21 protein-coding genes are annotated in these 25528 nt (G+C 71.8%); 9 read left to right on the forward strand and 12 right to left on the reverse strand.

All coding sequences use genetic code 11. From position 1 onward, the window contains the following. The first annotated feature begins 50 nt into the window (after positions 1-50). Entirely contained in the window at positions 51-1895 is a 1845-nt protein-coding gene (locus ACIQK6_RS12315; protein WP_329100099.1) for an NHL domain-containing thioredoxin family protein, read from the forward strand. A gap of 30 nt (positions 1896-1925) precedes the next feature. Here the strand turns inward: ACIQK6_RS12315 and ACIQK6_RS12320 are convergent, their stop codons facing one another. From ACIQK6_RS12320 to ACIQK6_RS12340, 5 genes are all read right to left on the reverse strand, one after another. Beyond that, the gene (locus tag ACIQK6_RS12320) at positions 1926-3218 is read right to left on the reverse strand and encodes a M18 family aminopeptidase (protein ID WP_030016155.1); all 1293 of its coding nucleotides are present in this window, start codon (positions 3216-3218) and stop codon (positions 1926-1928) included. Between the two features lie 101 nt (positions 3219-3319). Beyond that, positions 3320-4048, reverse strand: coding sequence for a hypothetical protein (locus ACIQK6_RS12325; protein WP_329100098.1), 729 nt, complete (start codon positions 4046-4048; stop codon positions 3320-3322). Positions 4049-4188: 140 nt separating this feature from the next. After that, positions 4189-6015, reverse strand: coding sequence for an acyl-CoA dehydrogenase (locus tag ACIQK6_RS12330; RefSeq protein ID WP_329100097.1), 1827 nt, complete (start codon positions 6013-6015; stop codon positions 4189-4191). A gap of 117 nt (positions 6016-6132) precedes the next feature. Further along, positions 6133-6495 (reverse strand): ATP-binding protein, encoded by a 363-nt coding sequence (locus ACIQK6_RS12335; protein WP_329100096.1) that lies wholly within the window; start codon positions 6493-6495, stop codon positions 6133-6135. Beyond that, complete coding sequence (locus ACIQK6_RS12340) at positions 6492-6698, reverse strand: hypothetical protein (RefSeq protein ID WP_329100095.1); 207 nt, start codon at positions 6696-6698, stop codon at positions 6492-6494. Before ACIQK6_RS12340 ends, ACIQK6_RS12335 begins: the two co-directional genes overlap by 4 nt. 113 nt (positions 6699-6811) lie before the next feature. On the opposite strand from ACIQK6_RS12340, the gene ACIQK6_RS12345 reads away from it, so the two are divergent. The 6 genes from ACIQK6_RS12345 to ACIQK6_RS12370 all read left to right on the forward strand — a co-directional run bounded on the left by ACIQK6_RS12345 (position 6812) and on the right by ACIQK6_RS12370 (position 11028). Continuing rightward, a complete protein-coding gene (locus ACIQK6_RS12345) occupies positions 6812-7663 on the forward strand; it encodes a helix-turn-helix transcriptional regulator (RefSeq protein WP_329100094.1) in 852 nt (283 codons plus the stop codon). After that, positions 7644-7859 carry a DUF397 domain-containing protein gene (locus ACIQK6_RS12350; protein ID WP_329100093.1) on the forward strand — a complete coding sequence of 72 codons (216 nt, stop codon included), beginning with the start codon at positions 7644-7646 and terminating at the stop codon, positions 7857-7859. Before ACIQK6_RS12345 ends, ACIQK6_RS12350 begins: the two co-directional genes overlap by 20 nt. An 81-nt stretch (positions 7860-7940) precedes the next feature. Further along, complete coding sequence (locus ACIQK6_RS12355; RefSeq protein WP_033215170.1) at positions 7941-8399, forward strand: SseB family protein; 459 nt, start codon at positions 7941-7943, stop codon at positions 8397-8399. A 48-nt stretch (positions 8400-8447) separates the two neighbouring features. Beyond that, complete coding sequence (locus tag ACIQK6_RS12360) at positions 8448-9407, forward strand: helix-turn-helix domain-containing protein (protein WP_402694749.1); 960 nt, start codon at positions 8448-8450, stop codon at positions 9405-9407. 127 nt (positions 9408-9534) lie between these two features. Then, entirely contained in the window at positions 9535-9915 is a 381-nt protein-coding gene (locus tag ACIQK6_RS12365; protein ID WP_329100091.1) for a hypothetical protein, read from the forward strand. Positions 9916-10032: 117 nt separating this feature from the next. Further along, positions 10033-11028 carry a pirin family protein gene (locus ACIQK6_RS12370; protein ID WP_329100090.1) on the forward strand — a complete coding sequence of 332 codons (996 nt, stop codon included), beginning with the start codon at positions 10033-10035 and terminating at the stop codon, positions 11026-11028. A 111-nt stretch (positions 11029-11139) separates the two neighbouring features. Here ACIQK6_RS12370 and ACIQK6_RS12375 read toward each other — a convergent pair whose 3' ends face one another. The 3 genes from ACIQK6_RS12375 to ACIQK6_RS12385 all read right to left on the reverse strand — a co-directional run bounded on the left by ACIQK6_RS12375 (position 11140) and on the right by ACIQK6_RS12385 (position 15036). Continuing rightward, positions 11140-11568, reverse strand: a complete 429-nt coding sequence (locus ACIQK6_RS12375; protein ID WP_329100089.1) for a nuclear transport factor 2 family protein — start codon at positions 11566-11568, stop codon at positions 11140-11142. 110 nt (positions 11569-11678) lie between these two features. Continuing rightward, positions 11679-12731, reverse strand: coding sequence for an AI-2E family transporter (locus ACIQK6_RS12380; protein WP_329100088.1), 1053 nt, complete (start codon positions 12729-12731; stop codon positions 11679-11681). Between the two features lie 40 nt (positions 12732-12771). Then, positions 12772-15036, reverse strand: a complete 2265-nt coding sequence (locus ACIQK6_RS12385) for a SpoIIE family protein phosphatase (protein ID WP_402694750.1) — start codon at positions 15034-15036, stop codon at positions 12772-12774. 158 nt (positions 15037-15194) lie between these two features. On the opposite strand from ACIQK6_RS12385, the gene aspS reads away from it, so the two are divergent. Continuing rightward, a complete protein-coding gene (gene aspS / locus ACIQK6_RS12390) occupies positions 15195-17018 on the forward strand; it encodes an aspartate--tRNA ligase (RefSeq protein ID WP_329100086.1) in 1824 nt (607 codons plus the stop codon). A 96-nt stretch (positions 17019-17114) separates the two neighbouring features. Here aspS and ACIQK6_RS12395 read toward each other — a convergent pair whose 3' ends face one another. After that, positions 17115-18950, reverse strand: coding sequence for a VWA domain-containing protein (locus ACIQK6_RS12395; RefSeq protein WP_402694751.1), 1836 nt, complete (start codon positions 18948-18950; stop codon positions 17115-17117). Between the two features lie 294 nt (positions 18951-19244). Here ACIQK6_RS12395 and ACIQK6_RS12400 point away from each other — a divergent pair, with 294 nt between their 5' ends. After that, complete coding sequence (locus tag ACIQK6_RS12400) at positions 19245-21332, forward strand: PhoX family protein (protein WP_402694752.1); 2088 nt, start codon at positions 19245-19247, stop codon at positions 21330-21332. A 90-nt stretch (positions 21333-21422) separates the two neighbouring features. Here the strand turns inward: ACIQK6_RS12400 and ACIQK6_RS12405 are convergent, their stop codons facing one another. The 3 genes from ACIQK6_RS12405 to ACIQK6_RS12415 all read right to left on the reverse strand — a co-directional run bounded on the left by ACIQK6_RS12405 (position 21423) and on the right by ACIQK6_RS12415 (position 25472). Then, positions 21423-22706 (reverse strand): HAMP domain-containing sensor histidine kinase, encoded by a 1284-nt coding sequence (locus ACIQK6_RS12405; RefSeq protein ID WP_329100083.1) that lies wholly within the window; start codon positions 22704-22706, stop codon positions 21423-21425. Then, entirely contained in the window at positions 22694-23395 is a 702-nt protein-coding gene (locus ACIQK6_RS12410) for a hypothetical protein (protein WP_329100082.1), read from the reverse strand. The genes ACIQK6_RS12405 and ACIQK6_RS12410 overlap by 13 nt, the downstream gene beginning before the upstream one ends. 82 nt (positions 23396-23477) lie before the next feature. Continuing rightward, positions 23478-25472 (reverse strand): FUSC family protein, encoded by a 1995-nt coding sequence (locus ACIQK6_RS12415; RefSeq protein WP_329100081.1) that lies wholly within the window; start codon positions 25470-25472, stop codon positions 23478-23480. Positions 25473-25528: the final 56 nt, after the last annotated feature.

Consider the following 25528-nt stretch of genomic DNA (forward strand, 5'->3'; position numbering starts at 1 on the left):
TGCTGCACGGGTGTGATCCGGTGTTCACACCCGGATGGCAAGCTTGAAGCATGAACGATGTCGCCCCGGAGCCCACCCCCGCTCCTGCGCCCCGCCGCCGTGCCCGTGTCCGTGCCCCCGAGCTGATCGGCAAGGGGGGCTGGCTGAACACCGGCGGGAAAGACCTCAGCCTCGCCGACCTGCGAGGACGCATAACGATCCTCGACTTCTGGACCTTCTGCTGCATCAACTGCCTGCACGTCCTGGACGAGCTGCGCGAGCTGGAGGAGAAGCACCGCGACACCGTCGTGATCATCGGCGTGCACTCCCCGAAGTTCGTGCACGAGGCCGAGCACGCCGCCGTCGTCGATGCCGTCGAGCGGTACCAGGTGCACCACCCGGTGCTGGACGATCCCGAGCTCACGACCTGGAAGCAGTACGCCGTACGCGCCTGGCCCACGCTCGTCGTGATCGACCCCGAGGGGTACGTCGTCGCCCAGCACGCCGGCGAGGGGCACGCGCACGCCATCGCCCGCCTGGTCGAGGAGCTGGAGGCCGAGCACGAGGCCAAGGGCACGCTGCGGCGCGGTGACGGGCCGTACGTGGCGCCCGAGCCGGTGGCCGGCGCCCTGCGCTTCCCCGGGAAGGCGCTGCTGCTGCCGTCCGGGAACCTGCTGGTCTCCGACTCCACCCGGCACCAGCTCGTGGAACTGGCCGCCGACGGCGAGAGCGTCGTGCGCCGCATCGGCAGCGGCGAGCGCGGTTTCGCCGGGGACGGCTTCAGCGAACCGCAGGGCCTCGCACTGCTGCCCGACGGCAAGGTCGTCGTCGCCGACACCGTCAACCACGCGCTGCGCACCTACGACCCGGCCACCGGGCACGTGGAGACCGTCGCCGGGACCGGCAGGCAGTGGTGGCAGGGGTCGCCGACCTCCGGGCCCGCGCTGGAGGTGGACCTGTCCTCGCCGTGGGACGTGGCCTGGTGGCAGGGCCGGGTCTGGATCGCCATGGCCGGCGTGCACCAGCTGTGGACCTGGGACCCGGAGGCCGGGACGGTCGAGGTCGCGGCCGGGACGACCAACGAAGGGCTGCTCGACGGGCCGGCCGCCGAGGCCTGGTTCGCCCAGCCCTCGGGGCTCGCGGCCGCCGGGGACCGGCTGTGGATCGCCGACTCCGAGACCAGCGCCCTGCGGTACGTGGAGGCCGGTGACGAGGGCTACGTGATCAAGTCCGCCGTCGGCACCGGGCTGTTCGACTTCGGGCACCGCGACGGCGATGCCGCCCAGGCCCTGCTCCAGCACCCGCTGGGCGTGACGGCCCTGCCCGACGGCTCGGTCGCCGTGTGCGACACGTACAACCACGCGCTGCGCCGCTACGACCCGGCGACCGGACAGGTCTCGACCCTCGCGACCGATCTGCGCGAGCCCAGCGACGCCGTGCTGGTCGGCCAGGACATCGTGGTCGTCGAGTCGGCCCGGCACCGGCTGACCCGGCTGCGCCTCCCGGAGGAGGCGGTCCGGGTGGACGCGGTCGCCCACCGCACGCAGCGGGCCGCCACCGAGGTGGCGCCCGGCACGCTCCGCCTCGACGTGGTCTTCCAGGCGCCGGCCGGGCAGAAGCTCGACACCCGCTACGGGCCCTCCACCCGGCTGCTCGTCTCCTCGACCCCGCCCGAGCTGCTGGCGGACGGCGAGGGCGCCGGGACCGACCTGTTCCGGGAGCTCGCGCTGAACCCGGAGGTCACCGAGGGCGTCCTGCACGTCTCGGCGATGGCGGCGTCCTGCGACGACGACCCCGCCAACGAGTACCCGGCCTGCCACGTCCACCAGCAGGACTGGGGCGTGCCGCTCCGCGTCACCGCCGACGGCGCCGCCCGGCTGCCCCTCGTCCTCGCCGGAATGGACGCCGAAGGGTAGCCGGTGGCCGGCGCGGTCTTCCTGGAGGGCTCAGCCCTCCAGGAAGGCCACCAGCGCGTTGGCCAGGAGGAACGGGTCGTCCGCGCCGCACAGTTCGCGGGCGCTGTGCATCGAGAGGATCGCGACGCCGATGTCCACGGTCTGAATGCCGTGGCGGGCTGCGGTGATCGGGCCGATCGTCGTGCCGCAGGGCATCGAGTTGTTGGAGACGAAGGTCTGCCACGGGATGCCGGCCCGCTCGCAGGCCGCGGCGAACACGGCGCGCCCGCTGCCGTCGGTGGCGTACCGCTGGTTGACGTTGACCTTCAGGATCGGTCCGCCGTTGGCGCGCGGGTGGTGCGTCGGGTCGTGCCGCTCACCGTAGTTGGGGTGTACGGCGTGCCCGGTGTCCGAAGACAGACAGATGGTGCCCGCGAAGGCCCGCGCGCGGTCCTCGTACGAGCCGCCGCGGGCGAAGACTGAACGTTCCAGCACGTTGCCCAGCAGCGGGCCGTCCGCGCCGGTGTCGGACTGCGAGCCGTTCTCCTCGTGGTCGAAGGCGGCCAGCACCGGAATGTGGTCCAGCTTGTCGGCGGTGGAGACCGCGGCCAACGCCGCGACGCCCGCGTGCACCGACAGCAGGTTGTCCATGCGCGGTCCGGCCACCAGCTCGCGGTCGCGGCCCAGGTACGACGGCGGCTCGATGGAGTGGACCATCAGGTCCCAGCCGGCCACCGACCCCTGTTCCAGGCCCTCTTCCTCCTCCAGGAAGGAGATCAGGTCGCCCTCCTGCACATCGCCCAGCCCCCAGATCGGCTGCATGTGCCGCTGCTTGTCGAGCTTGAGGCCGTCGCTGTTGACCGACCGGTCCAGGTGCACGGCGAGTTGGGGCACGCGCAGCAGTGCGCGGTCCACGTTCACCAGGCGCTCGGTGCCGTCGCGCAGGGTCAGCCGCCCGGCCAGTCCCAGGTCGCGGTCCAGCCAGGTGTTGAGCAGGGTGCCGCCGTAGATCTCGACGGCGATCTGCCGCCAGCCCTGCGAGCCCGTGTCCGGCAGCGGCTTGACCCGCAGGTTCGGGGAGTCGGTGTGTGCGCCGACGATCCGGAACGGGGTGTGTGCGGCCGCGCCTTCGGGGACGAACCAGGCGATGAGCGCACCACCGCGGAGCACGAACTTGCCCCCGGTACCCGCATCCCAGGCGTCCGTTTCCGACAACTGCCTGAAGCCCGCCTTCTCCAGCCGCTCCGCCGCGTTGGCCACGGCGTGGTACGGCGACGGACTGGCCGTCAGGAAGGTCATCAGATCGTCGGTGTGGCCGCGGTCGAAGCGGGCGGGAGAGCTCATGTCGTTCACCTTAATGACGGTCGTGTTCGCCGTGGCCGGACTGCGAGGGATGGCCGGAGGTCGGGGTCCGCAGGGTGGGTGGTCTGCGGTCCCGTCGGTTTTCAGCCCGGCGGACGCTCGAAGCGGCGCTGCAACTGCCTGCGCTCGCCCCGGCGGATGCGCGGGAGCATCTCCGGGGTCTGCGGGGAGCGCTGCGCGCGTCTCTTGCGTCCGGCGCAGAAGATACAGGCCTCACCGGCTGGAGCGTCGGGGTCGATCGGCGCGCCGGGATGTTCGGCGCATCCCGAGGCGTTGCGTGGCCGGGAAAGTTCGCGGGCGACGATGAAGGCGCGGTGGAGGTCGTCGGCGATGCGGACGAAGTCGTCCGCGGGCGAGGACAGGCCCAGGTGGAACCGCTGGTCCTCGACGGTGCGCAGATAGGTGCGCAGCCGCTCAAGCGTGTACGGGGGGTCCGGTACGGGGTAGCCGAGGCGCCGCTGCTCTCCGGCGGGGGCGGCGGGCGGGCCGCCGCGGTGGCGCTGGCCGAGGCGTCGGCGGTCGTTGCAGATGAGGCAGCGGCCCCAGCCTTCGGGTGCCTCGGGGTCCAGGGCGCCGTTGGGGTGCTCGGGGCAGCCGGTGTAGCTCTTGGCGGGAGCCAGTCCGGTGGCCGTCTGGAAGGCCACGTACAGCGCGTCGGCGATGGTGTCGTACTCGGCGGGGTGGGCGCCGTCGTACAGCTCGCGCAGGTGGTCGCCGAGGCTGCCCAGGCTCGCCTGCAGCTCCTTGAGGGCGTACGGGCGCCCGGTGGGGACGGAGTACCCCCTGCTGCCGTGCTGATCCTGTGGACTCATGTGTACGAGCGTCCCATGAACGACTGACATCGGGGGAAAGCCGCAGGACAGGGGCCTGGGGCCGGGTACGCGCCAGCGGCCGGGCCCCTGTGCGGGGAGCCCGGCCGCTGGTAGGTGTGCGCGGCGGTGGCGCGGCCTTCTTAGAAGGCGGCCTCGTCGAGCTCCATGAGGGAGTTGTCGACGGCCTCGGCCAGCGCGCGGGCGACCGAGACGTTCGGCAGGACCTGGGACGCGAAGAACTTCGCGGCGGCGATCTTGCCGGTGTAGAAGGGGACGTCCTTCGGGGCGGCGGTCGCCAGCTTCTCGGCGGCCACGGCGGCGCCCTTGAGCAGCAGGTAACCGACGACCACGTCACCCGAGGCCATCAGCAGGCGGGTGGTGTTCTGGCCGACCTTGTAGATGTTCTTGACGTCCTCGCCGGTGGCGGTGAGGTCGACGATCATCTGGCCGACGATGGCCTCCAGGTCGACGGCGGCCTTGGCGAGCGCGTCGCGGGCGCCGGCCAGCTCCTCGCCGCCGACGGCCTCGGCCAGGAACTTCTTGATCGTCTCGGAGAGGACGTTCAGGGAGGCGCCCTGGTCGCGGACGATCTTCCGGAAGAAGAAGTCCTGGCCCTGGATGGCCGTGGTGCCCTCGTAGAGGGTGTCGATCTTGGCGTCGCGGATGTACTGCTCGATCGGGTACTCCTGCAGGTACCCGGAGCCGCCGAAGGTCTGCAGGGACTGCGCGAGCTGCTCGTAGGACCTCTCGGAGCCGTAGCCCTTCACGATCGGCAGGAGCAGGTCGTTCAGGCCGATCTCGGCGGAGGCGTCCTGGCCGGCGGCCTGCTTGACCTGGATCTCGTCCTGCACGGAGGCCGTGTAGAGGACCAGGGCGCGCATGCCCTCGGCGTAGGCCTTCTGCGTCATGAGCGAGCGGCGCACGTCGGGGTGGTGCGTGATGGTGACCTTGGGCGCGGTCTTGTCCATGAAGTTCGCCAGGTCCGGACCCTGCACGCGCTCCTTGGCGTACTCCAGCGCGTTCAGGTAGCCGGTGGAGAGGGTGGCGATGGCCTTCGTGCCGACCATCATGCGGGCGAACTCGATGATCATGAACATCTGGCGGATGCCGTCGTGCTTGTCACCGATCAGCCAACCCTTGGCGGGGTGCTGGTCGCCGAAGGTCATCTCGCACGTGTTGGAGGCCTTGAGGCCCATCTTGTGCTCGACGTTCGTGGCGTAGACGCCGTTGCGCTCGCCCAGCTCGCCGGTCTCCCAGTCGAAGTGGAACTTCGGGACGAGGAAGAGGGACAGGCCCTTGGTGCCCGGGCCGTGGCCCTCGGGGCGCGCGAGGACGTAGTGGAGGATGTTCTCCTCCATGTCGTGCTCACCGGAGGTGATGAAGCGCTTCACGCCCTCGATGTGCCAGGAGCCGTCCTCCTGCTGGACCGCCTTGGTGCGGCCGGCGCCCACGTCCGAGCCGGCGTCCGGCTCGGTGAGGACCATGGTGGAGCCCCAGCGCTTCTCGACGGCTATCTGGGCGATCTTCTTCTGCGCCTCGTTGCCCTCCTCGTGGAGGACGCCGGCGAACGCCGGGCCGGAGGAGTACATCCACACGGCCGGGTTCGAGCCGAGCAGGAGCTCCGCGTAGGACCAGACGAGGGAGCGCGGGGAGACGGTGCCGCCGATCTCCTCCGGGATGCCGAGGCGCCAGTACTCGGAGTCCATGAAGGCCTTGTAGCTCTTCTTGAACGAGGCCGGGACCGGGGCGGTGTTGGTGGCCGGGTCGAAGACCGGCGGGTTGCGGTCGGCGTCCGTGAAGGACTCGGCCAGCTCGTTCTCGGCGAGGCGGGCGATCTCGGACAGGATGTTCTTCGCGGTCTCCGCGTCCATCTCCTCGAACGGACCGGTGCCGTACTGCTGGTCGCGGCCGAGCACCTCGAAGAGGTTGAACTCGATGTCGCGGAGATTCGACTTGTAGTGCCCCATGGCGACGGCTCCGTTAAGGCTCGGGGAGACAGGGTTCCTCGTACATACCAATCGGTAACGTAATGATGCTACCCGTCGGTAATAACGGCAACCCTTATCGGCCGACTGTGACCAGGGTCAAAGCTCGCACCAGACCGTCTTGGTCCGGGTGCCCCGGGTGACCCCCCACCGCAGCGCCACGGCGTCGAGCAGGGCGAGGCCGCGCCCCGACTCCGCGCCCTCCTCCGCCTGCCGCAGCACGGGCTGCGCGCGCGGGGCGGGATCGGTGAGCTCGACCCGCGTACGGGCTGCCCTTCCGGTCCCGGTGACGCGCAGGGTGACGGGGGTGCCTTCGCCGAGGTGGCGGATGACGTTGGCCAGCAGCTCGGTGACGCAGAGCTCCGCGTCGCCGGATCCCGGGCCGAGGTGCTCCCGCACGGCGTGCCGGAGTGTCGGGGCCGCCTGCGGGGTGGCGAGCAGCCGGACGCTGAGGTCGTTCACCGCTCGGCCAGGGCGTCGGCCAGTCGCTGCGCGGTGGCGGCGTTGCAGTTGCCGAGGGTGATCAGGGGCGGTGAGTCGTAGCGCCCGGCGTAGGAGAGGAGGTCCAGGTCCAGCGAGGGCAGGGTGATCCCGTGCGCGGCGAGCGCGGTGCGTAGCGCGGTGAGGGCCTCGATGGCTACGCGGTCGTTGGCGTGGTCGCTCATGGCGAACCCTTCCGTGGCGGAGTGTGACGAAGTCCTCACAGGCTGGCGCCCAGTTGCCTACCGTGGGAAGGGTTTCCGGTCCACAGCACGGAGTGTGGAAGGCAGGCTCTGCGATGGCCCCACGCAAAGAGATCGACGGCTCGGCGAGCGTGCCGGCCTTTTACGGCAAGGAGCTTCGCTGGCGGCGGGAGGCGGCAGGCCTCACGCTTCAGCAGGTCGTGGAGGGCAGCTTCTATGGGGCCAGCTACTTGAGCGAGATCGAACGGGCGCAGCGGCGGATGCCGGAAGATCTCGCGCGCCATGTCGACCAGGTGCTGACGACCGACGGATTCTTCTGGCGGCGCTGTGACGACGTACGGAAGGCCAAGCGGGGCGCGCACGCCGAGTACGTGGCCCCGGTTGTGGAGGCGGAGCGGCGGGCACGGGTCATCGAGGAGTGGAGCAACGCGCTCATCCCCGGGCTGCTGCAGACGGAGGCGTACGCGCGGGCGGTCATCCACTCCACCCATCCGTTGGACCTGCCGGAGGAGGTGGACGCGAAGGTCCGCGCCCGCATGCAGAGGGCCTCTCTGTTCGAGGATCCGAAGAGCCCCGAATACTGGACGATTCTGCATGAATGTCTTGTGCGGCAGCCCCTGTTGCCGCCCGTCGAGATGGCCGAACAACTTGAGAGCATCGCTGCTCTGGCCAGGCGCCGCCGCATCGTTCCACAGGTCTTGCTGTGGAGTTCTGCGATGCAGCCCTTTCTGGGGCTGCCGCTCATGTTCATGGAGTTCGACGACGAACCGCCGCTCGCGTATACGGAGGGGCCGTATCACGGCCAGGTCGTGGACGATCCGGCACTCGTGAAGAGGTATCGAGGGTCATACCATCGGCTCAGGGCTGCCGCACTGCCGCCCGAGGCCTCTCTCGCCATGATCGAGCAAGCTGCTGAGGAGTACCGGAATGGCAAGCAACGGGAGTGAGTTCGGCGCCGCGAACTGGCGCAAGAGCAGCTACAGCAACGGCGACGGTGGCAACTGTGTCGAGGTGGCCGACGGCCTCGCCGGGGTCGTGCCCGTCCGGGATTCGAAGCGGCCCCAGGGGCCCGTCCTGGTCGTCACCGCCGGTGCGTGGGGGCCGTTTGTGCGGGCGCTGAAGGCCGGGGAGCTACCCGGCTGAGGCCGTCCCCCGCGCCCGCCCGGGTAGGGGACTGGCTAGTACCGGCCGGTACTGCCGCAGGCGCTCGGTAGGCTTCGGCCCATGTACGGCTATGACCAGAACCCGGGTGCCCAGCAGCAGTATGCGCAGCAGCCCCCGCAGGGCTACGCGCAACAGGCGCCGCCGCTGTACCCGGAGCCGTCCCCGCCGTCGCTCACCGACGCCGTGCGGGCCTTCACCACGGGCTCCCTCTCCGCCGAGGACTTCCAGCAGATCTTCGCCACCTCGAAGGTCTACTGCCCGCGCGGCGACACCCCCGGATTCCTGGCGCTGCACAACACGCAGCACCCGGTCATCCCCATGTTCACCACGCTCAAGGAACTGCGCCGGTACGCCGGCAAGGAGTCCAAGTACTTCGTGATCACCGGCGCGGAGGTGATCGACCTGCTGCCGACCGGGTACGGCTTCGTCCTCGACATGGAGGGCGACCACCGGATGGTCTTCGACGCGAAGGCGGTCGAGCAGATGGTCGACTTCGCGATGCGCCGGATGTACGGCTAGCCGGAGGCGTCAAGGCCGGCGCCTGACGGGGGGCGGAGCGTGCTGCGGGTGCATTTCACGGCGGAGGACCTGTTCAACGTCACCTTCGCGAGCGAGCCGCTGCCGCTGGTGGAGCTGGGCATGGCGATCGTCGCCTGGCAGCGCACCGACGAACAGGCGGTCTTCGGGCGCTGGCGCAGCCGTGTCGGCAGGGAGTTACCGGGCCGGGCCCGCCTCCTCCTCGACCTCCTGCGCCCCGACGGCGACAACCCCCAGTTCGTCGAGCCGTACGCGCGCACCCTTGAGGAGGGGCTGGCCGTCGTACGCGACGCCGGCCCGTCCCTGACCCCCGGCGAGCTGCACCGCGTCGCCGCCCGGGCTCCGGGCTCCGCGTCCTGGCTGCGTGCCCTGTGGGCCCAGGACCGCGGGGCGTGGGACCAGCTCGGCGGCGCGCTCCGGTCCGCCCACGAGGTGGTCGTCGCCCCGCACTGGCCGCGCATCCGGCAGTCCTTCCGGGCGGACGTGGCCTGGCGCAGCCGGCTGCTGGCCGCCCACGGCATCAAGGCGTGCCTGGCGAGCACGCATCCGCTGGCCGCCTGGTCGGGCACGGCGCTGGAGGTGGACGGGCCGCCGCACTACGAGGTCCACCTCGGCGGGCGCGGCCTGCTGCTGATGCCCTCGCCGTTCTGGACGGGCCGGCCGCTGCTCGCCGAGGGCCCGGACGGCCCGGACGGCAGGTGCGTGCTGCTCTACCCGGCGCTGACGCCGCTGCCCCTGATCGGCCCGGGCCCGGCGCAGGGGGCGCTGGACGCCCTCCTGGGCCGGACCCGGGCGGCGGTGCTCCAGTCGCTGATCGAGCAGCGCACGACCAGCGAGCTGGCCCGGGACCTCGACATCAGCCTCCCCTCGGCCTCCGAGCACACCCGCACCCTGCGCGCGGCCGGCCTGATCACCACGGAGCGCGACGGCAAGGCGGTCCTGCACTCGGTGACGGGCCTGGGCGTGGACCTGCTCCACAGCGGCGGCTGAGCCCCGGCCAAGCCACGCTTCGGCCCTGCCCGAAAGGATCGCGGCCCGTCCCGGTCCGCCCGGAGCATCGGTGCAGCGGGGGGATCCACGGGGGAGCCCCTCCCGCCCCATCCATGAGGAGGCAGAGATGGCTCGTACGACGATCCGCACGACGCTCACCGCGGTGGCGGCCGCCGCGACGCTGGCGCTGGGCACGGGGGTCCTGGCGGCAGGGCAGGCACAGGCGTCCGACCACACGGTCGAGGGGTGCCGCTCGGGTGAGGCGTGCATCTGGCCGGAGGGCTCGCCCGCGGCGGGCGTGCAGCCGTCGCTGCGGTTCAGCAGGGCGGGGACCTACAACCTCAGCAACCAGCTGAACTGGCACTGGGCACTCAACAATCAGACGCAGAACTGGAAGTTCAAGCTGTGCACCGGCTGGAACGGCACGGGGAACTGCACCAACATCCCTGTCGACCAGTGGGTGGCGGTGAACCTCACGCCGATCAACTCGGTGATCGTCTCGCCGTAATCGCAGGTCAGGACCGTTGGGGCCCCGGGGGAATACCCTCGGGGCCCGCTCCGTTCTGTGGGGTGTGGCAGAAAGTTCGAGTTTCAACTAAACTCGACGCAGAAGGAGGTCCTGACCATGCCCGCAGTGACTGTTGAGAACCCGTTGACCCTTCCGCGCGTGGCCCAGCCCCAGGCCGCCGTCCCGCGCAAGGTGCTGGCCGTCGTCTCCGCTCCCGGTGGGTTCGAGGGTGAGGGATTCCCGGTGCGCCGCGCGTTCGCTGGGATCAACTACCAGTACCTCGACCCGTTCATCATGATGGACCAGATGGGCGAGGTGGAGTACGCCCCGGGCGAGCCGAAAGGTACTCCCTGGCACCCGCACCGCGGCTTCGAGACCGTCACGTACCTGATCGACGGAACCTTCGTCCACCAGGACAGCAACGGCGGCGGCGGAGTCATCAACGGCGGCGACACCCAGTGGATGACCGCCGGTTCGGGCCTCCTGCACATCGAGGCCCCGCCGGAGTCCCTCGTCGTGTCCGGCGGGCTGTTCCACGGCCTCCAGCTGTGGGTGAACCTCCCGGCCTCCGACAAGATGATGCCCCCGCGCTACCAGGACATCGGCGGCGGTCAGGTCCAGCTGCTGACCACCCCGGACGGCGGCTCCCTGCTCCGCGTCATCGCCGGTGAGCTGGACGGTCACCAGGGCCCGGGCATCACCCACACCCCGATCACGATGATCCACGCGACCGTCTCGCCGGGCGCGCAGATCACCCTGCCGTGGCGCGAGGACTTCAACGCGCTGGCGTACGTCATGGCCGGGCGCGGGTCCGTCGGCGAGGACCGCCGGCCCGTCGCGACCGGGCAGACGGCCGTCTTCGGCGAGGGCGGTTCGCTCACGGTGCGGGCGGACGCCTCCCAGGACTCCAACGCCCCGGACCTGGAGGTCGTGCTCCTCGGCGGACGTCCGATCCGGGAGCCGATGGCGCACTACGGTCCGTTCGTGATGAACAGCCAGCACGAGCTGCAGCAGGCCTTCGACGACTTCCAGGCCGGCCGGCTGGGCCGCATCCCCACCACCGCGCGCACCGGCCTCGGCCACCGCGGCACGGGCGCGGCGGACCAGGACTGACCCGCAGCTCCGCCGGGCCCCGTCGGCACGTTCCGTCGGGCCCGCGACGCCCGGCGCCGCACCTCGTCCCCCGGACTCCGTCCGGGGGACCCCCGGGTTGCGGTCGCAGCATCAGCGGTAAAAGGTCCGGCCGGCGGAGCCGGAGGAGACGGACCACACCTCGCTGATCAAACCGTTGGTGATCCGCAGGGTGTCGGTGCCGCTCCTGGCGACGGTTCGGGCGCCTTCGCCCGTGAAGGAAGCGAGATAGGGGCGGGCGACCAGACCGGTCGGTGCGCCGTCGACGAGTGCGAGGTCCACGACCGCCGCGCCCTCGGCCACGAAGCGAAGCCCGCGGCGCTCTCGATGCCAGGCCGCGATGATGTCGGCGAGCTGCTGCGGAGTGCGGACGTCGTCGAAGGCCTCGGTGCCCGCCTGCGCATACCGCAGGACGAATTCCGGCGCCATGATCTTCGCGGCGAGGTCCAGATCACCGTTCCACATCGCCGTCCACTGGTCGTAGGTGTGGATGCCTAACTGCCGCACATCGGTGCCGCTCATCAAGACCGCCCTCGATCGTTTCGGGTGCGCGGGGTTCGCGCACCTCGCGAGGTTCGCGACGCTAACAAGAAGGTCTGACAACGGCGTTCGCCTGCACGGCCCGACAGGACCTAGGACCCGGGAGCCGCATCGGCGGCGTACCGGGCCCGCAGTTCCGAGATCACCCCGAAGACCGCGGCGGTCATCGGTACCGCCAGGAGCATGCCCAGGATCCCGGCGACGCTCGCGCCCGCGGTGATGGCCAGCATCACCACGGCCGGGTGCATCTGCACGGTGCGGCTCTGCACCACGGGCTGCAGTACGTAGCCCTCGATCATCTGGACCAGCAGGACCAGGCCCAGCGCCCACAGGCCGATGATCCAGCCCCGGTCGGCGAAGGCCACGAGCACGGCCACGGCACCCGACAGGATGGCCCCGAGGTAGGGGATGTAAGCCGTCACGAAGACCAGGGCGGCCAGCCCCAGCGCACCCGGCACGTCGAGGACCAGCAGACCCGCGCCGATCAGCACGGCGTCCACCAGGGCCACGAAGGTGGTCCCGCGCATGAACCCCTCGACGGCCTCGAACGCGCGCCGCCCCATGGCCTCCATCAGATCGCCCGAGCGGCTCGGCACGACGGAGCGCAGGGTTCCCACGGCCCGGTCGGAGTCGCGCAGGAAGAAGAAGATCAGCACCAGCGCCAGCAACACCATCGCGATCATCGAGCCCACCACGCTGAGCCCGGCGACCACGCCCGAGGCGGCCGTCCCGCCGAACTTCGCGAGCAGGTCCTTGGAGTTCGCGGCGATGTCCTCCAGCGAGGTGCCCACCGCCCCGAAGTGCTCGGCGACCATCTGGCCGGCCCGGCGCAGCGCGTCGACGATCTCGCTACCGGTCTCGATCAGTGCGAGGACGACGATGTACGTGGCCCCGCCGACGACGGCGACCACGGCGAGGCAGGTCAGGGCCGCGGCCAGCGACCGGTTCATCCCCATGCGGACCAGGCGCCGGTGCATCGGCCCGAGCAGGGCCGTACCGAGCACGGCCAGCAGGACGGGCGTCACGACGTCGTCGAAGACGGTGCACAGCCATACGCCGACGGCGAGGACGGCGGTGACGAGCAGGACGACGCCGCACCAGGCGGCGAGCCGCCGTACGGGCGCGGGCAGGAGGGGATCGGACACCGCTGCATCCCATCACACCCCGGCGCGCCCTGGCGCCAGGTCAGAACACCGGGTCGGCGTCCGCCTTCGACTGCTCGTCCAGTTCGAACCAGATCGACTTGCCCTCGCCCCGCGGATCCACGCCCCACGCGTCTGCCAGCATCTCCATCAGCAGCACCCCGCGGCCGCTGGAGGACAGCTCCCCCGGCTGCCGCCTGTGCGGGAGCTCGTCGCTGCCGTCCGCGACCTCGATGCGCAGCCGGCGCGCGCCCAGCTCGCCGACCGCCTCCGCGACCAGCAGGGCGTCGCCGTCGGTGTGCGTCAGTACGTTCGTCACCATCTCGGAGACCATCAGCACCACCGAGTCCACCTGGTCGGGGTCGGCCCAGTCGTGCAGCAGCTCGCGGATCTGCTGCCGCACGCCCGCGATCCGTTCGGGTTCCACCTGGGCCACGGTCAGTACGGTGCGGCGCACGGGCCGGGCCGGGTGCGCCGGCGCGGTGCCCGGGCCCCGGTCCGCACTCTCGCGGCACAGCAGCACGACCGCTATGTCGTCCTCGCGGCGGTCGGCGAGCGGGCCGGTGGTGTGGTGCGAGGACGGCCCGTGCACGGCCTGGACCAGCAGGTCGGCCAGTCTTTCGAGGTGCGGGGGCGCGACGCGGCCCGCGGCCGTCCCCGCACCGGGTGCGGGCGCGTCGTAGGCGTTCTCGTGCGCGTTCTCGTGCGCGTCGGACTCCAGGACCGCCCGCAGTCGCGCCCAGCCGGTGTCGAGGTCGTGCCCGCCGGTCTCGATGAGCCCGTCGGTGCAGAGCATCATCGTCTCGCCGGGCTCCAGGGTGAACCGGGTGGTGGGGTAGTCGGTGTCGGGGACGATCCCCAGGGGCAGCCCACCCGCGGTGGGGCGCATCAGGACGGTGCCGTCGGCCATCCGGATCGCGGGATCGGGGTGGCCGGCGCGGGCCACCTCCAGCGTGCCGGTCCTCGGATCGCACTCCACGTACAGGCAGGTCGCGAAGCGCGGGCTCAGGAAGTCGGAGTCCCGGCCGCCGTCGTCCCCGTAAGGGTCGGACTCCGGCGACGAGCACAGCCCGGCCAGGAAGCGGGAGGCGCGCGAGAGCACCGCGTCCGGCCGGTGGCCCTCGGACGCGTACGCCCGTACGGCGATCCGTAGCTGGCCCATCAGGCCGGCCGCCCGGACGTCGTGGCCCTGCACGTCGCCGATGACCAGCGCGAACCTGCCCGACGGCAGCGGGATCATGTCGTACCAGTCGCCGCCGACCTGGAGTCCGCCGCCCGTCGGGACGTAGCGGGCCGCGATCCGCATGCCGGGGATCTCCGGGCCGAGCTGCGGCATCATCGACCGCTGTAGGCCGGTGGTGAGCTCCCGCTCGGATTCGGCCACCACGGCGCGCTGGAGCGCCTGGGCCAGCATCCGGGCCACGGTCGTCAGGACGGACCGCTCGTCGGGGGAGAAGGACGCCGGGTGCTTGAAGGCGGCCATCCAGGCGCCCATGGTCCGACCGGCCACGATCAGCGGTAGGAAGGCCCAGGAGACCCGGTCGAAGCGCTGGGCGAGCGGCCAGGCGGCCGGAAAGCGCCGCTTGTAGTCCTCGGGGGTGGGCAGGTAGATCGCCCGGCCGGTACGGACGACCTCCGCGGCCGGGTAGTTCGTCTCCAGCGGCATGTCGGAGAACGGACCCTCGCCCCCCGGATCGTGCCCGTGGTGCCCGATGATCGACAGCCGGTCCCCGGCCACGCCGAAGACCGCCAGCCCGTCCGGGCTGAAACCGGGCATGGACAGCGAGGCGGCGACCCGCAGCACCTCGGCCGTGGACCGCGCCTCCGCCAGCGCGCGCCCGGCGTCCAGCAGGAAGGCCTCGCGGGAGCGCCGCCAGTCCCCCGTGATGGGGGTGTGGGCGGCCGTGGTGCCCGGCTGCGGCTCGGCGATCTCCTGGATGGTTCCGATCAGCTCGTAGTCCGTGGCCCCGCCCCCGGACTCCGTCCGGGGGGACCCCCCTGGGGCCCCGTTCGCCATCGGTTTGGTGCGGCTGCGCACCGTCCGCAGCACCCGGCCGTCGACGTCCATGATCCGCAGCCGGGCCTCGGCGAGGGTGCCCTCGGCGACGGCCAGGTTCACGATCCCGTTGATCTCGTTCCAGTCCACCGGGTGGAAGCGGGACCGTACGGCGGCCTCCGGCAGCACCACCGGTTCGGCGGGCAGCCCGAGCAGCCGGGCGGCCTCACCGTCGAGGGTGACCGTCCCGGAGGCGTTGTCCCATCGCCACAGGCCGGTCGCAATGGCGGCCAGAACGTCCTCGGTGCGCACCCGGCCATGTTTACAGGTCATATCCGGTACGTGCCTGTTCGCCCGGACCACCGGACGCATTTGCGCAGGCTGGAGGGAGTGCCCGACCCGTCACCTTCCCGGACGGTAACCTTGGGACGGTTGAATCCACCCTGGTATCGCGTAGAACTGGATGACTGATGCATCGGTACAGGTCCCACACCTGCGGCGAGCTCCGCGCTTCTGACGTCGCCGCCGACGTCCGGCTGAGCGGCTGGCTGCACAACCGTCGAGACCTGGGCGGCATCCTCTTCATCGATCTGCGCGACCACTACGGCATCACGCAGCTGGTCGCCCGGCCCGGCACCGCGGCGAACGAGGCGCTGAGCAGCGTCACGAAGGAGACCGTCGTCCGCATCGACGGCAAGGTCGTCTCCCGCGGCGCCGACAACGTCAACCCGGAGCTGCCGACCGGCGAGATCGAGATCGAGGTCTCCGCGGTCGAGGTGCTCGGCGCGGCCGCCCCGCTGCCGTTCACGATCAACACCGACGACGGGGTGAACGAGGAGCGGCGCCTGGAGTACCGCTTCCTCGACCTGCGCCGCGAGCGCATGCACCGCAACATCATGCTGCGCTCGGCGGTCATCGCGTCGATCCGCTCGAAGATGGTGGCCCTCGGCTTCAACGAGATGGCGACGCCGATCCTCACCGCGACCTCCCCCGAGGGCGCCCGTGACTTCGTCGTGCCGTCCCGCCTGAACCCGGGCAAGTTCTACGCCCTGCCGCAGGCGCCGCAGCAGTTCAAGCAGCTGCTGATGATCTCCGGCTTCGACCGCTACTTCCAGATCGCGCCGTGCTTCCGCGACGAGGACGCCCGCGCCGACCGCTCGCCGGGCGAGTTCTACCAGCTCGACGTGGAGATGTCCTTCGTCGAGCAGGAGGACGTCTTCCAGCCGATCGAGCGCCTGATGACCGAGCTCTTCACCGAGTTCGGCGGCGGCCGCGAGGTCACCTCGCCGTTCCCGCGGATCCCGTTCCGCGAGTCGATGCTCAAGTACGGCAACGACAAGCCCGACCTGCGCGCCAAGCTGGAGCTCGTCGACATCACCGACGTGTTCGAGGCCTCGGAGTTCAAGGCGTTCGCCGGCAAGCACGTGCGTGCCCTGGCCGTCCCGGACACCGCCGCGCAGCCGCGCAAGTTCTTCGACGGCCTCGGCGAGTACGCGATCTCGCTGGGCGCCAAGGGCCTGGCCTGGGTGCGCGTGGGCGAGGACGGTTCGCTGACCGGCCCGATCGCCAAGTTCCTCACCGAGGAGAACCTCAAGGTCCTCACCGAGCGCCTGGGCCTGGTCCCCGGCCACGCCGTGTTCTTCGGCGCGGGTGACTTCGACGAGGTCTCCAAGATCATGTCGGGCGTTCGCGTCGAGGCGGCCAAGCGTGCCGGCCAGTTCGAGGAGAACGTCTTCCGGTTCTGCTGGATCGTCGACTTCCCGATGTACGAGAAGGACGAGGAGACCGGCAAGATCGACTTCTCCCACAACCCCTTCTCCATGCCGCAGGGCGGGATGAAGGACCTGCTGGAGAAGGACCCGCTGGACATCCTGGCCTGGCAGTACGACATCGTCTGCAACGGCATCGAGCTGTCCTCCGGCGCCATCCGCAACCACGAGCCCGAGGTCATGCTGAAGGCCTTCGAGATCGCCGGTTACGAGGCCGAGACCGTCGAGCGCGAGTTCGCGGGCATGCTCCGCGCGTTCCGCCTGGGCGCCCCGCCGCACGGTGGCATCGCCCCGGGCGTGGACCGCATCGTGATGCTGCTGGCCGACGAGCCGAACATCCGCGAGACGATCGCCTTCCCGCTGAACGGCAACGCGCAGGACCTGATGATGGGCGCGCCGACGGTGCTGGAGGAGGCCCGTCTGCGCGAGCTGAACATCGCGCTGCGCAAGCCGGTCGAGACGAAGGCGGCGGAGCGGCCGGTCTCCGACGCGGTCGCCCCGGACGCCGGTTCCCCGCGGGGCTGACTCCCGGTCCGCTGATACGCCGAAGGCGGCGCCCCCCTCCTTGCCGGAGGGGGGCGCCGCCTTCGTGTCGTGCCCGTACTGCTCGTACTGCCGGTACTAGAACCGCTCCAGGATGCCCTTGACCAGGGCGGCGGAGGTCAGCTCGGTGGGGGCGGGGCCGGCGTGGAAGAAGCCGGCGTTCTCGGCGTCCAGCTTGCGCAGGAAGTCGAAGGCCTTGGCGTCGTGGTCGCCGAAGGCCACGAACTGCCAGTGGACGCCCGGAGCCGCGGTGGCGGCGTCGGCCAGTGCCTGGCGGGCGGGCTGCCGGTTGTCGGGCGCGCCGTCGGTCTGGAAGACGACCAGGGCCGGGCCCTCGCCGCCGTCCTTCTGGTAGCGCTCCAGGACGGCCTCGACGGCCACGTGGTAGCTGGTGCGACCCATCCGGCCGAGCTCGGCGTGACGGGTCTCGACCCAGGAGGCGTCGTGGCCGTCGAGGGTCAGGTCGGCGGTGCCGTCCAGCTCCGTGGAGAAGAACACGGTGTGCACGGTCGCCGCGTCGTCGAGGTGCGCGGCGAGGGCGAGGGCGTGGTCGGCGAGGTGCTGGGCGCTGCCGTCCTTGTAGAACCCGCGCATCGAACCGGACCGGTCCAGCACGAGGTACACCTTGGCCCGCGCCCCGGTCTTCCCCTTGCCCCGGAGCACCTGCCCGGCGGCCTTGTACGCGCCGGCGACCTCAGGAGCCCGGCGCCGCACGACGGCGGCCGTGTTCGCAGCGACGCCGGCCTCTGCCTGTGCCTGCGGCGCTTCGGCCTCGGGCTGCTCCGCCGCATCGGTGTCCGCCTCGGGCGCGGTGACTTCGGCGGCGACCGGCTCTTGTGCCTCGGGTGCGGTTTCGGGCTCCGCGTCTGCCTGCGGCGCGTCTGCCTGCGGCGCTTCGGCCTCGGGCTGGTGCGCTTCGGCGGCGGCCGGCTCGGCCTGCGCTTCGGCCTCGGACTCGGCCTGCGCCTGCGGCGCGGTGGCCGGGGCCTCGGCTTGGGCCTGCGGCGCGTCTGCCTCGGGCTGCTCTGCGGCGGTGGCCGGCTCCTGCGCCTGCGGCGCGGTGGCCTCGGCGGCGGCCGGCTCGGCCTGCGCGTCTGCCTGCGGCGCTTCGGCCTCGGGCTGGTCCGCGGCGTCGGTGTCTGCCTCGGGCGCGGTGGCTTCGGCGGCGGCCGGCTCCTGTGCCTCGGGTGCGGTTTCGGGCTCCGCCTGGGCCTGCTCCGCAGCGGGGGCGGTCTCGGGCTCTGCCTCGGCGGCAGCCGGATCGGCCTCGGGCTCGGACTGCGCCTGCGGCGCCTCGGTCTCCGGCTGCTCGGTAGCGGCGACCGGCTCTTGCGCCTCCGGCGCGGTGGCCTCGGGCTGCTCCGCAGAGGCGGCAGCCTCGGCCTGCGGCGTGGTGGGTTCGGCGGTGGCCGGCTCGGTCTGCGCCTGCGGCGCATCCGCCTCGGGCTGCTCCGCAGCATGGGTGGTCTCGGGCTCGGCCTCGGCGGCGGCCGCGGGCTCCGCTTTGGCGGCAGCAGCCGGCTCGGCCTCGGTCTCGGGCTCGGCCTGTGCCTGCGGCGCCTCGGCCTCGGGCTGGTCCGCATCGGCGGCGGCCGGCTCGGCTTCGGCTTCGGGCTGCTCCGCGGCAACGGCGGTCGGCTGGACCGCCGGAGGCGACGGGCGGCGGGCTTCCGGGACCGTGGGGTCCGCCGCCTGGGCGGGGGCCGTGAGGACCGTGCCCGGTTCACGGTCGCGCGGGGCGGACTGCGGCGGAACCGTGGGGTTGTCGAAGGACGCCGCCACCAGTTCGGCGGCGACGTCCAGAGGGGTCCGTTCCGCCTGGTTCGGGACAGCGGCCGAAGGGGTGTCCGTAGTTTCCGGAACGGATTCCGCGGACCGTCCGAATACCTTGCGCAACAAGCTCCGAATACCCATGGGCCAGGCCTTTCGCATGTGTGCGTGCGTCATTTGTCCGTGCTGCGCGGATGATCCCTGCCCAGAGTGGACACGTAAGGTTATCGGCCGCTGGGGTGGATCTTCGGCAGGGGCGCCTTTCGTGGCGCCCGGCACCCACCCACCCGCACACGCTCCGTGAACTGCCGCTCCGACGTGCCGGGTTCACCGAGCGTTCATCCCCGCGCCGCCGCTTCGGCGCAACCCGGGCCTAGCGTCGCGGCTGGATCGTACCGACACGTTGTCGGCGCCCACGCAGCTACTCGGAGGACACTCGTGCGCAAGCTCCTGCCGTTCATCGGCAACCCGCATGGCAGCGGCCGGTCCGCTCTCACCTGTCGTTACCGCTGTGGCGACGCCTGCTTCCACGAGGTGCCGAACACCAGCGACAACGAGTACGTCGGTGACGTCATAGCCCGTGCCTACTCCCGCCGCGCGATGCTGCGCTCCGCCGCCGTCGTGACGGTCGCCACCGCGGCCGGTTCCGCCGTGGCGTTCGGCGGCCCGGGGCAGACCGCCAACGCCACCCCCGCGGCCGATGACGCCGCGGCCGCCGCGGGCAAGGGCGGCGAGGCCGCCCGGGGCTTGCGCTTCAAGGCCGTCGCGCCGAACACCGACGACAAGGTCACCGTTCCCGAGGGCCACGAGCAGAACGTGGTGATCCGCTGGGGCGACCCGATCGTCAAGGGCGCCCCTGGCTTCAACGCCGACAAGCAGACCGCCGCCGCGCAGGCCGGTCAGTTCGGCTACAACAACGACTTCCTGAGCCTCCTCCCGCTCGGCGGCGACTACGAGCGCCAGCAGCTGCTCGTGGCCAACCACGAGTACACGGACGAGAACCTCATGTTCAAGGCGTACGACCCGGCCAACCCGACCCGCGAGCAGGTCGAGATCGCCTGGGCCGCGCACGGCCTGTCCGTGGTCGCCGTCCAGGAGGACCACCGCAGCGGCAAGCTGACCGCGATCAGCCGCCACCAGCTCAACCGCCGACTGACCGCCACCAGCGAGTTCAAGCTGACGGGTCCGGCCGCGGGCAGCAGCCTGCTGAAGACCTCCGTCGACGCCACCGGCACCAAGGTGCTCGGCACGCTCAACAACTGCGCCGGCGGCACCACCCCGTGGGGCACCACCCTCCACGGCGAGGAGAACTTCAACCAGTACTTCGGCAACGCCGGCCAGGTCACCGAGCCCACCCAGGCCGCCCGCCTGAAGCGTTACGGCGTGACCGCCGGCGCCACCGAGCGCAAGTGGGAGCGGTTCGACAAGCGCTTCGACGTGGCGCAGGAGCCCAACGAGTCGCACCGCTTCGGCTGGGTCGTCGAGCTGGACCCGTACGACCCGAACTCGGTGCCGCGCAAGCGCACCGCGCTCGGCCGCTTCAAGCACGAGGCCGCGCAGCCCCGCCTGACCGAGGACGGCCGTCCGGTCGTCTACATGGGCGACGACGAGCGCTTCGACTACTTCTACAAGTTCGTCTCGTCGAAGCGGATGAAGAAGGGCAATTCGCGCGCCGCGAAGGAGCACAACCTCACGCTGCTCGACGAGGGCACCCTCTACGTCGCCAAGCTCACCGGTGACTCCCCGGCCGCCGAGTTCGACGGCACGGGCAAGCTGCCCTCCGACGGCGAGTTCGACGGCTCCGGCGTGTGGATCAAGTTGGCCACCGGCAACGTGTCGCACGTCGAGGGCATGACCGCCGAGGAGGTGTACGTCTTCACGCGGCAGGCCGCCGACAAGGTGGGCGCCACGAAGATGGACCGTCCGGAGGACGTCGAGCCCTCCCCGCGCACCGGTCGCGTCTACATCGCACTGACCAACAACACCGACCGCGGCAAGCCGGGCAAGGAAGGCGCCACCGAGGCCAACCCGCGCAACCTGAACAAGCACGGCCAGATCCTGGAGCTCGCCGAGAACTTCGACGACCCGGCGGGCGACGGTTTCGCCTGGCGGCTCTTCCTGGTCGCCGGTGACCCGAACGACCCGGCCACCTACTTCGCGGGCTTCCCCAAGGACAAGGTCAGCCCCATCTCGTGCCCGGACAACGTGGCCTTCGACCCGCACGGCAACCTGTGGATCTCCACGGACGGCAACCAGCTCGGCTCCCACGACGGCCTGTTCGGCGTCGCGACGGCCGGTGAGCGCCGCGGTGAGCTGAAGCAGTTCCTGACCGTTCCGCGCGGCGCCGAGACCTGCGGCCCGCTCATCCAGGACAAGCGCGTCCTGGTCTCCGTCCAGCACCCGGGCGAGATCGACGGCGCGTCCGTCGAGAAGCCGCAGTCGGTGTGGCCCGACGGCCCCGGCAAGATCGTCCGCCCGGCGGTCGTGTCCGTCTGGCGCAAGGACGGCCGCAACATCGGTGTCTGATCGGTCCAGTTGACCCGAGGGGCGTGTTTCACGTGAAACACGCCTCTCGGGCGTCCCCGCGGATCAACGCACCCAAGCTGCCCAATTCGCCTACGGCACCCTGCCGACGGGGAGCCGCAGCGTCGTCACCGCGCCGCCGTCGGGCGCATTGGCGAAGCCGACCGCGATCTCCAGCACGGCCGCCTGCCCCATCACGATCGTGAGCCCCAGGCCGTGGCCGCGCCCGCGGCCCGGGTCCCCGGTACGGAACCGCTGCGGGCCCCGTTCGATCAGCTCGGGGGGGTAGCCGGGACCGTGGTCGCGGACCACCACCACCGGTCCCTCCACGGTCACCTCGACCGGGGGCCTGCCGTGTTTCACGGCGTTGGCCAGCAGGTTGGCCAGGATCCGGTCCAACCGCCGCCGGTCGGTGACCACCACCACGTCCTGGACCACCCGTACCGACACGGCCGGACCGGCTTCCGGTGCGGTGGCGCTCCCGGCGGCCGCGGCCGCGGCGACCGCCCGCTCCACCGCCCGGCCGAGCTCCACCCGGGCGAGGTCGGCCCGTTCGACGCCCGAGTCCAGCCGGGAGATCTCCAGCAGGTCCTCGGTCAGCAGGTGCAGGGCCTTCAGCCGGTTGTTGATCATTTCCTTGGGGCGGCCCTCGGGCAGCAGCGCCGCCGCGGCCAGCGAACCGGTGAGCGGGGTGCGCAGCTCGTGCGCGACATCCGCCGTGAAGCGCTTCTCCGCCTCCAGCCGGCCCTGGAGCGAGCTCGCCATCGAGTCCAGCGCGTGCGCCACGTCCCGGACCTCGTCGCGGGAGCCGCCCGGCCCCGGATCGTCCCCCTCGGCCGGGAAGTTCACCCGGGCGTCCAGGTCCCCGGCGCTGATCCGGCGGGCCACGGCGGCCGTGGTCGCGAGCCGCCGGCTGATCCGGTCGGCGAGGAACAGGCCGGCCAGCGCCACCAGACCGGCCGCGAGGATCGCGGAGGCGAGGATCGCGGTGTCGATGTCCCGCAGCCGTTCCCGGGTGCTCCCGAAGGGCAACCAGACCGCGAGGGCCTTGTCGTCGGCGGGTCCGGCCGCCCACATCACGGGCTTTCCCCCCTGTTCGCCGACGATGCTGCCGGTCTGGCCGCTCGCGACGAGCTCGCGCAGTTGCCGGGGCAGGTCGGGCGGGTCGAACGCGGCGTTCACGTCGCCGTGCGCGGTGCCGTACTCGTAGTGGCCCAAGGCGTGCGCCAGCTCGGTGGCGGCGGCCTTGCGGACCTCTCCGACCATCTGCCGGGCGACCACGTTGTGCACCAGGATGCCCAGTGCGGCGGCGACCATGCAGCACACCATGGTGGTGGTCAGTGCGATCTTCCAGCGCAGGCTGCTCAGCGCGCGCATCGCGCCCCGTCCCCGTTCGTCGGGTCCTGGGTGCGTCCCGGGCAGTCGTCGAGGGTGAGCTGGGACAGGTTCATGATCCCGGCCTTCGGGTCCCACACGTAGTCGAAGACGGCGACGTGGTCGGGGTTGGTCGTGGGCTCGCGGACCGCCAGGTGCTCGGCGGCCACCTCCACACCCTCCAGCACCGCGCGCCGGGACAGGATCCGGGCGATGCTCCCGTCGTCCTGGACGGTGTAGACGCGCAGCTCGCTGACCCGGCCGTCGACGTCCAGGGCGGTGATGAGCTCTTCCCGGCCGTTGCCCGTCAGGTCGTGCAGGACCGCGGGGCGCACCGGGCAGTCGGGGCCGCCGTCCACAGCCTGTGTGCAGAGCGCGAGCCGCTGGACGGCGCGCGGGTCGACGAGCCGGCCGGTCCCGCCGTCCTGCTCGGCGGCGGAGGCGATGTCGGCGCGCACGACGGACAGAGCGTCCACTCCGCGCATGCTCAGATCGGTCACCTTGGGGAGCCCCGGGACCACGGCGGCCGTGCCCGGCCTCTGGTCGGCGGCGGGCGGGTCGGGGCGGATGTCCTTCCACAGGCTCTTCGGGGCGTGCACCGTGCCGAGGTCGCCCTCGCTCTGCAGTCCCTCCACATCGGCGCACCCCACCAGGAGTACGGCGAGGACCATCACGGCGGGGACGCGGTGCATGCTCCGATGCTGCCCCGTCCGCCCCCGCCCGGCCCGGGAGCCGACCCATTCGGGGGACACCGTTCCCGGGCGCGGCGGCGGGTCAGGACTCCGGCCGGGCAATGGCCAGGGCCGCTGCGATCTCCTGGTGGACCGGGGCCAGCACGCTCGTCGCCTCGCCCGGCGGTCCCGCCTCGACCCGGACCGGGATGCTGCTGCTGCGCACCCGCACGGCCAGCTCGCGGAGCTGCCGGGCGATCGACTCCACTTCCTCGGCGGGGGGCGGGGCCGCGCCGTGGTTGACCCGGACCCGCGCGGCGGTGGTGGCGTCCACGATCCGCTCGACGGCGACGACCAGCGGCCACCAGGCGGCGGCCCGGGCTCCGGTGGGCGGCGGCTCGGTCAGCGCCCGCTGGAACTCGCTGCGCACGCCCGACAGGTCCCGGTAGATGCGCCGCCGAGCCTGGAGGCGGGCGGTCCGGGCCACCGCGTGCGCGGCCTCGTCCGCGACCGGCGCGAAGGCCCGTTCCACGTAGCGGGCGGCGTCGTCCACGGTGTCGGCGAGCCGGTCCCCGATCCGGGTGTGCCAGCTCTCGGGCCACAGCAGGTACCCGAAGACGAGGGTGATGGCGCAGCCGATCAGGCTGTCCACCAGCCGGGGCCGGATCAGGTCGAAGCCCTGGTGGTTGAGCAGGTCCGAGAGGAGCAGGATCACCGGGGTGATCGCGGCGGTCTGGAAGGCGTACCCCTTGACGGAGAAGGCGGGGATCAGCCCGGCCAGCACCACCATCACCGGGACGTCCCACCAGCCGCGCGGCACCTCGGAGAGCACGGCGGCCGCGATGACCAGGCCGCCCGCGGTGCCGAGCGCGCGCAGCACGGCCCGGGAGAACACCGAACCGAAGTCGGGCTTGAGGACGAAGGTGACGGTCAGGGCGACCCAGTAGGACCGCTCGAACTCGATCACCGATACGAGGGACTGCGCGATCCCGATGCACAGTGCGAGCCGCAACCCGTACCGCCAGGAGGCCCGGGACAACACCATGTCGCGGACCGCCCGCCGGGCGCGCACCCGCAGGGCGGCGGGCCGGCCGAGCCGGTCGTCCACGTTGTCGAGGTCCGGTCGGGCGATGTACACGATCTTCGCGGCGTGGCGCAGGGCCGCGTCGACGGCCCGTTCGGCCGGGGTGTGCGCGGCGGGCAGCTCCAGTACGGGGGTTCCGGTGCGGCCCTCTTCGACGGCGTCGGCCAGTTCCCGTACGGCCGCCGGGATCTCGGGGGGCAGCGGCCGGCCGCGCAGGTGCGCTGCGGGCGCGGCCTCCACCAGCGGGATCACCACGTTGAGCTGGGCCAGCAGCCGCACCAGCGAGGGGCTGCGCCCGTGCACCCGAGCCCGGCGGCCGAGCACGAGGTCGTAGGCGTGGTTGATGGCCTGGGTGACCTGCTGTCGGCGTTCCTCGTACCGGGTGCCGGGCCCGCCGGCGGCCTCCAGGGCGTCGGCCAGGGCCCGGTAGGTGTCGGCCACGGCGGTGCGCTCCGGCTGCCGGCGGCGCAGCGGCCAGCCGAGCAGGGTCAGCGCGAGGACGAACAGCCCGCCCGCGGTCAGCAGCAGCGGGGCCGTCCACCAGGGTTCGGGCAGCGGCAGTCCGGCGCCGATCACGGCGTTGAGCAGGAGGAGCAGTCCGGACACGGAGGCCACCGTGCCGATGGAGGAGATCATCCCGGAGACGAGGGCGATGAGGGTGAGCGCTCCGACTGCCAGCCAGCCGTGCCCGTAGACCAGGGTGCCCAGCGCCACGCCGACGGCGCCGAGGAGCTGGGGGACGGCGATGTTCAGGACGCGCATCCGGTAGGCATCGGCGGTGTCGCCGATGACTCCGGCGAGGGCGCCCATGGAGGCGAGCGCGCCGTATTCGGGTTCGTCGAGGGCGAAGCCGACGGCGAGCGGGACGGACATCGCGACCGAGGCCCGGGCCACGGCGGCCCACGGGATCGGCGCGGCACTGGGCTTCAGCCCGTTGAGCAGCCAGGAGGGCGGAGCCAGCGGATGGTGCCGGGCTCGCCGCGACGATATGTGTTCGGTGCGTTCGGTGCTCATTCCCGCTTCCGTGCCCGCCGCTCGCGAATCGGTGCTTCTGTGATCTTCTACATGGT

The sequence above is a fragment of the Streptomyces sp. NPDC091682 genome (assembly GCF_044756625.1).
Classification (GTDB): Bacteria; Actinomycetota; Actinomycetes; order Streptomycetales; family Streptomycetaceae; genus Streptomyces.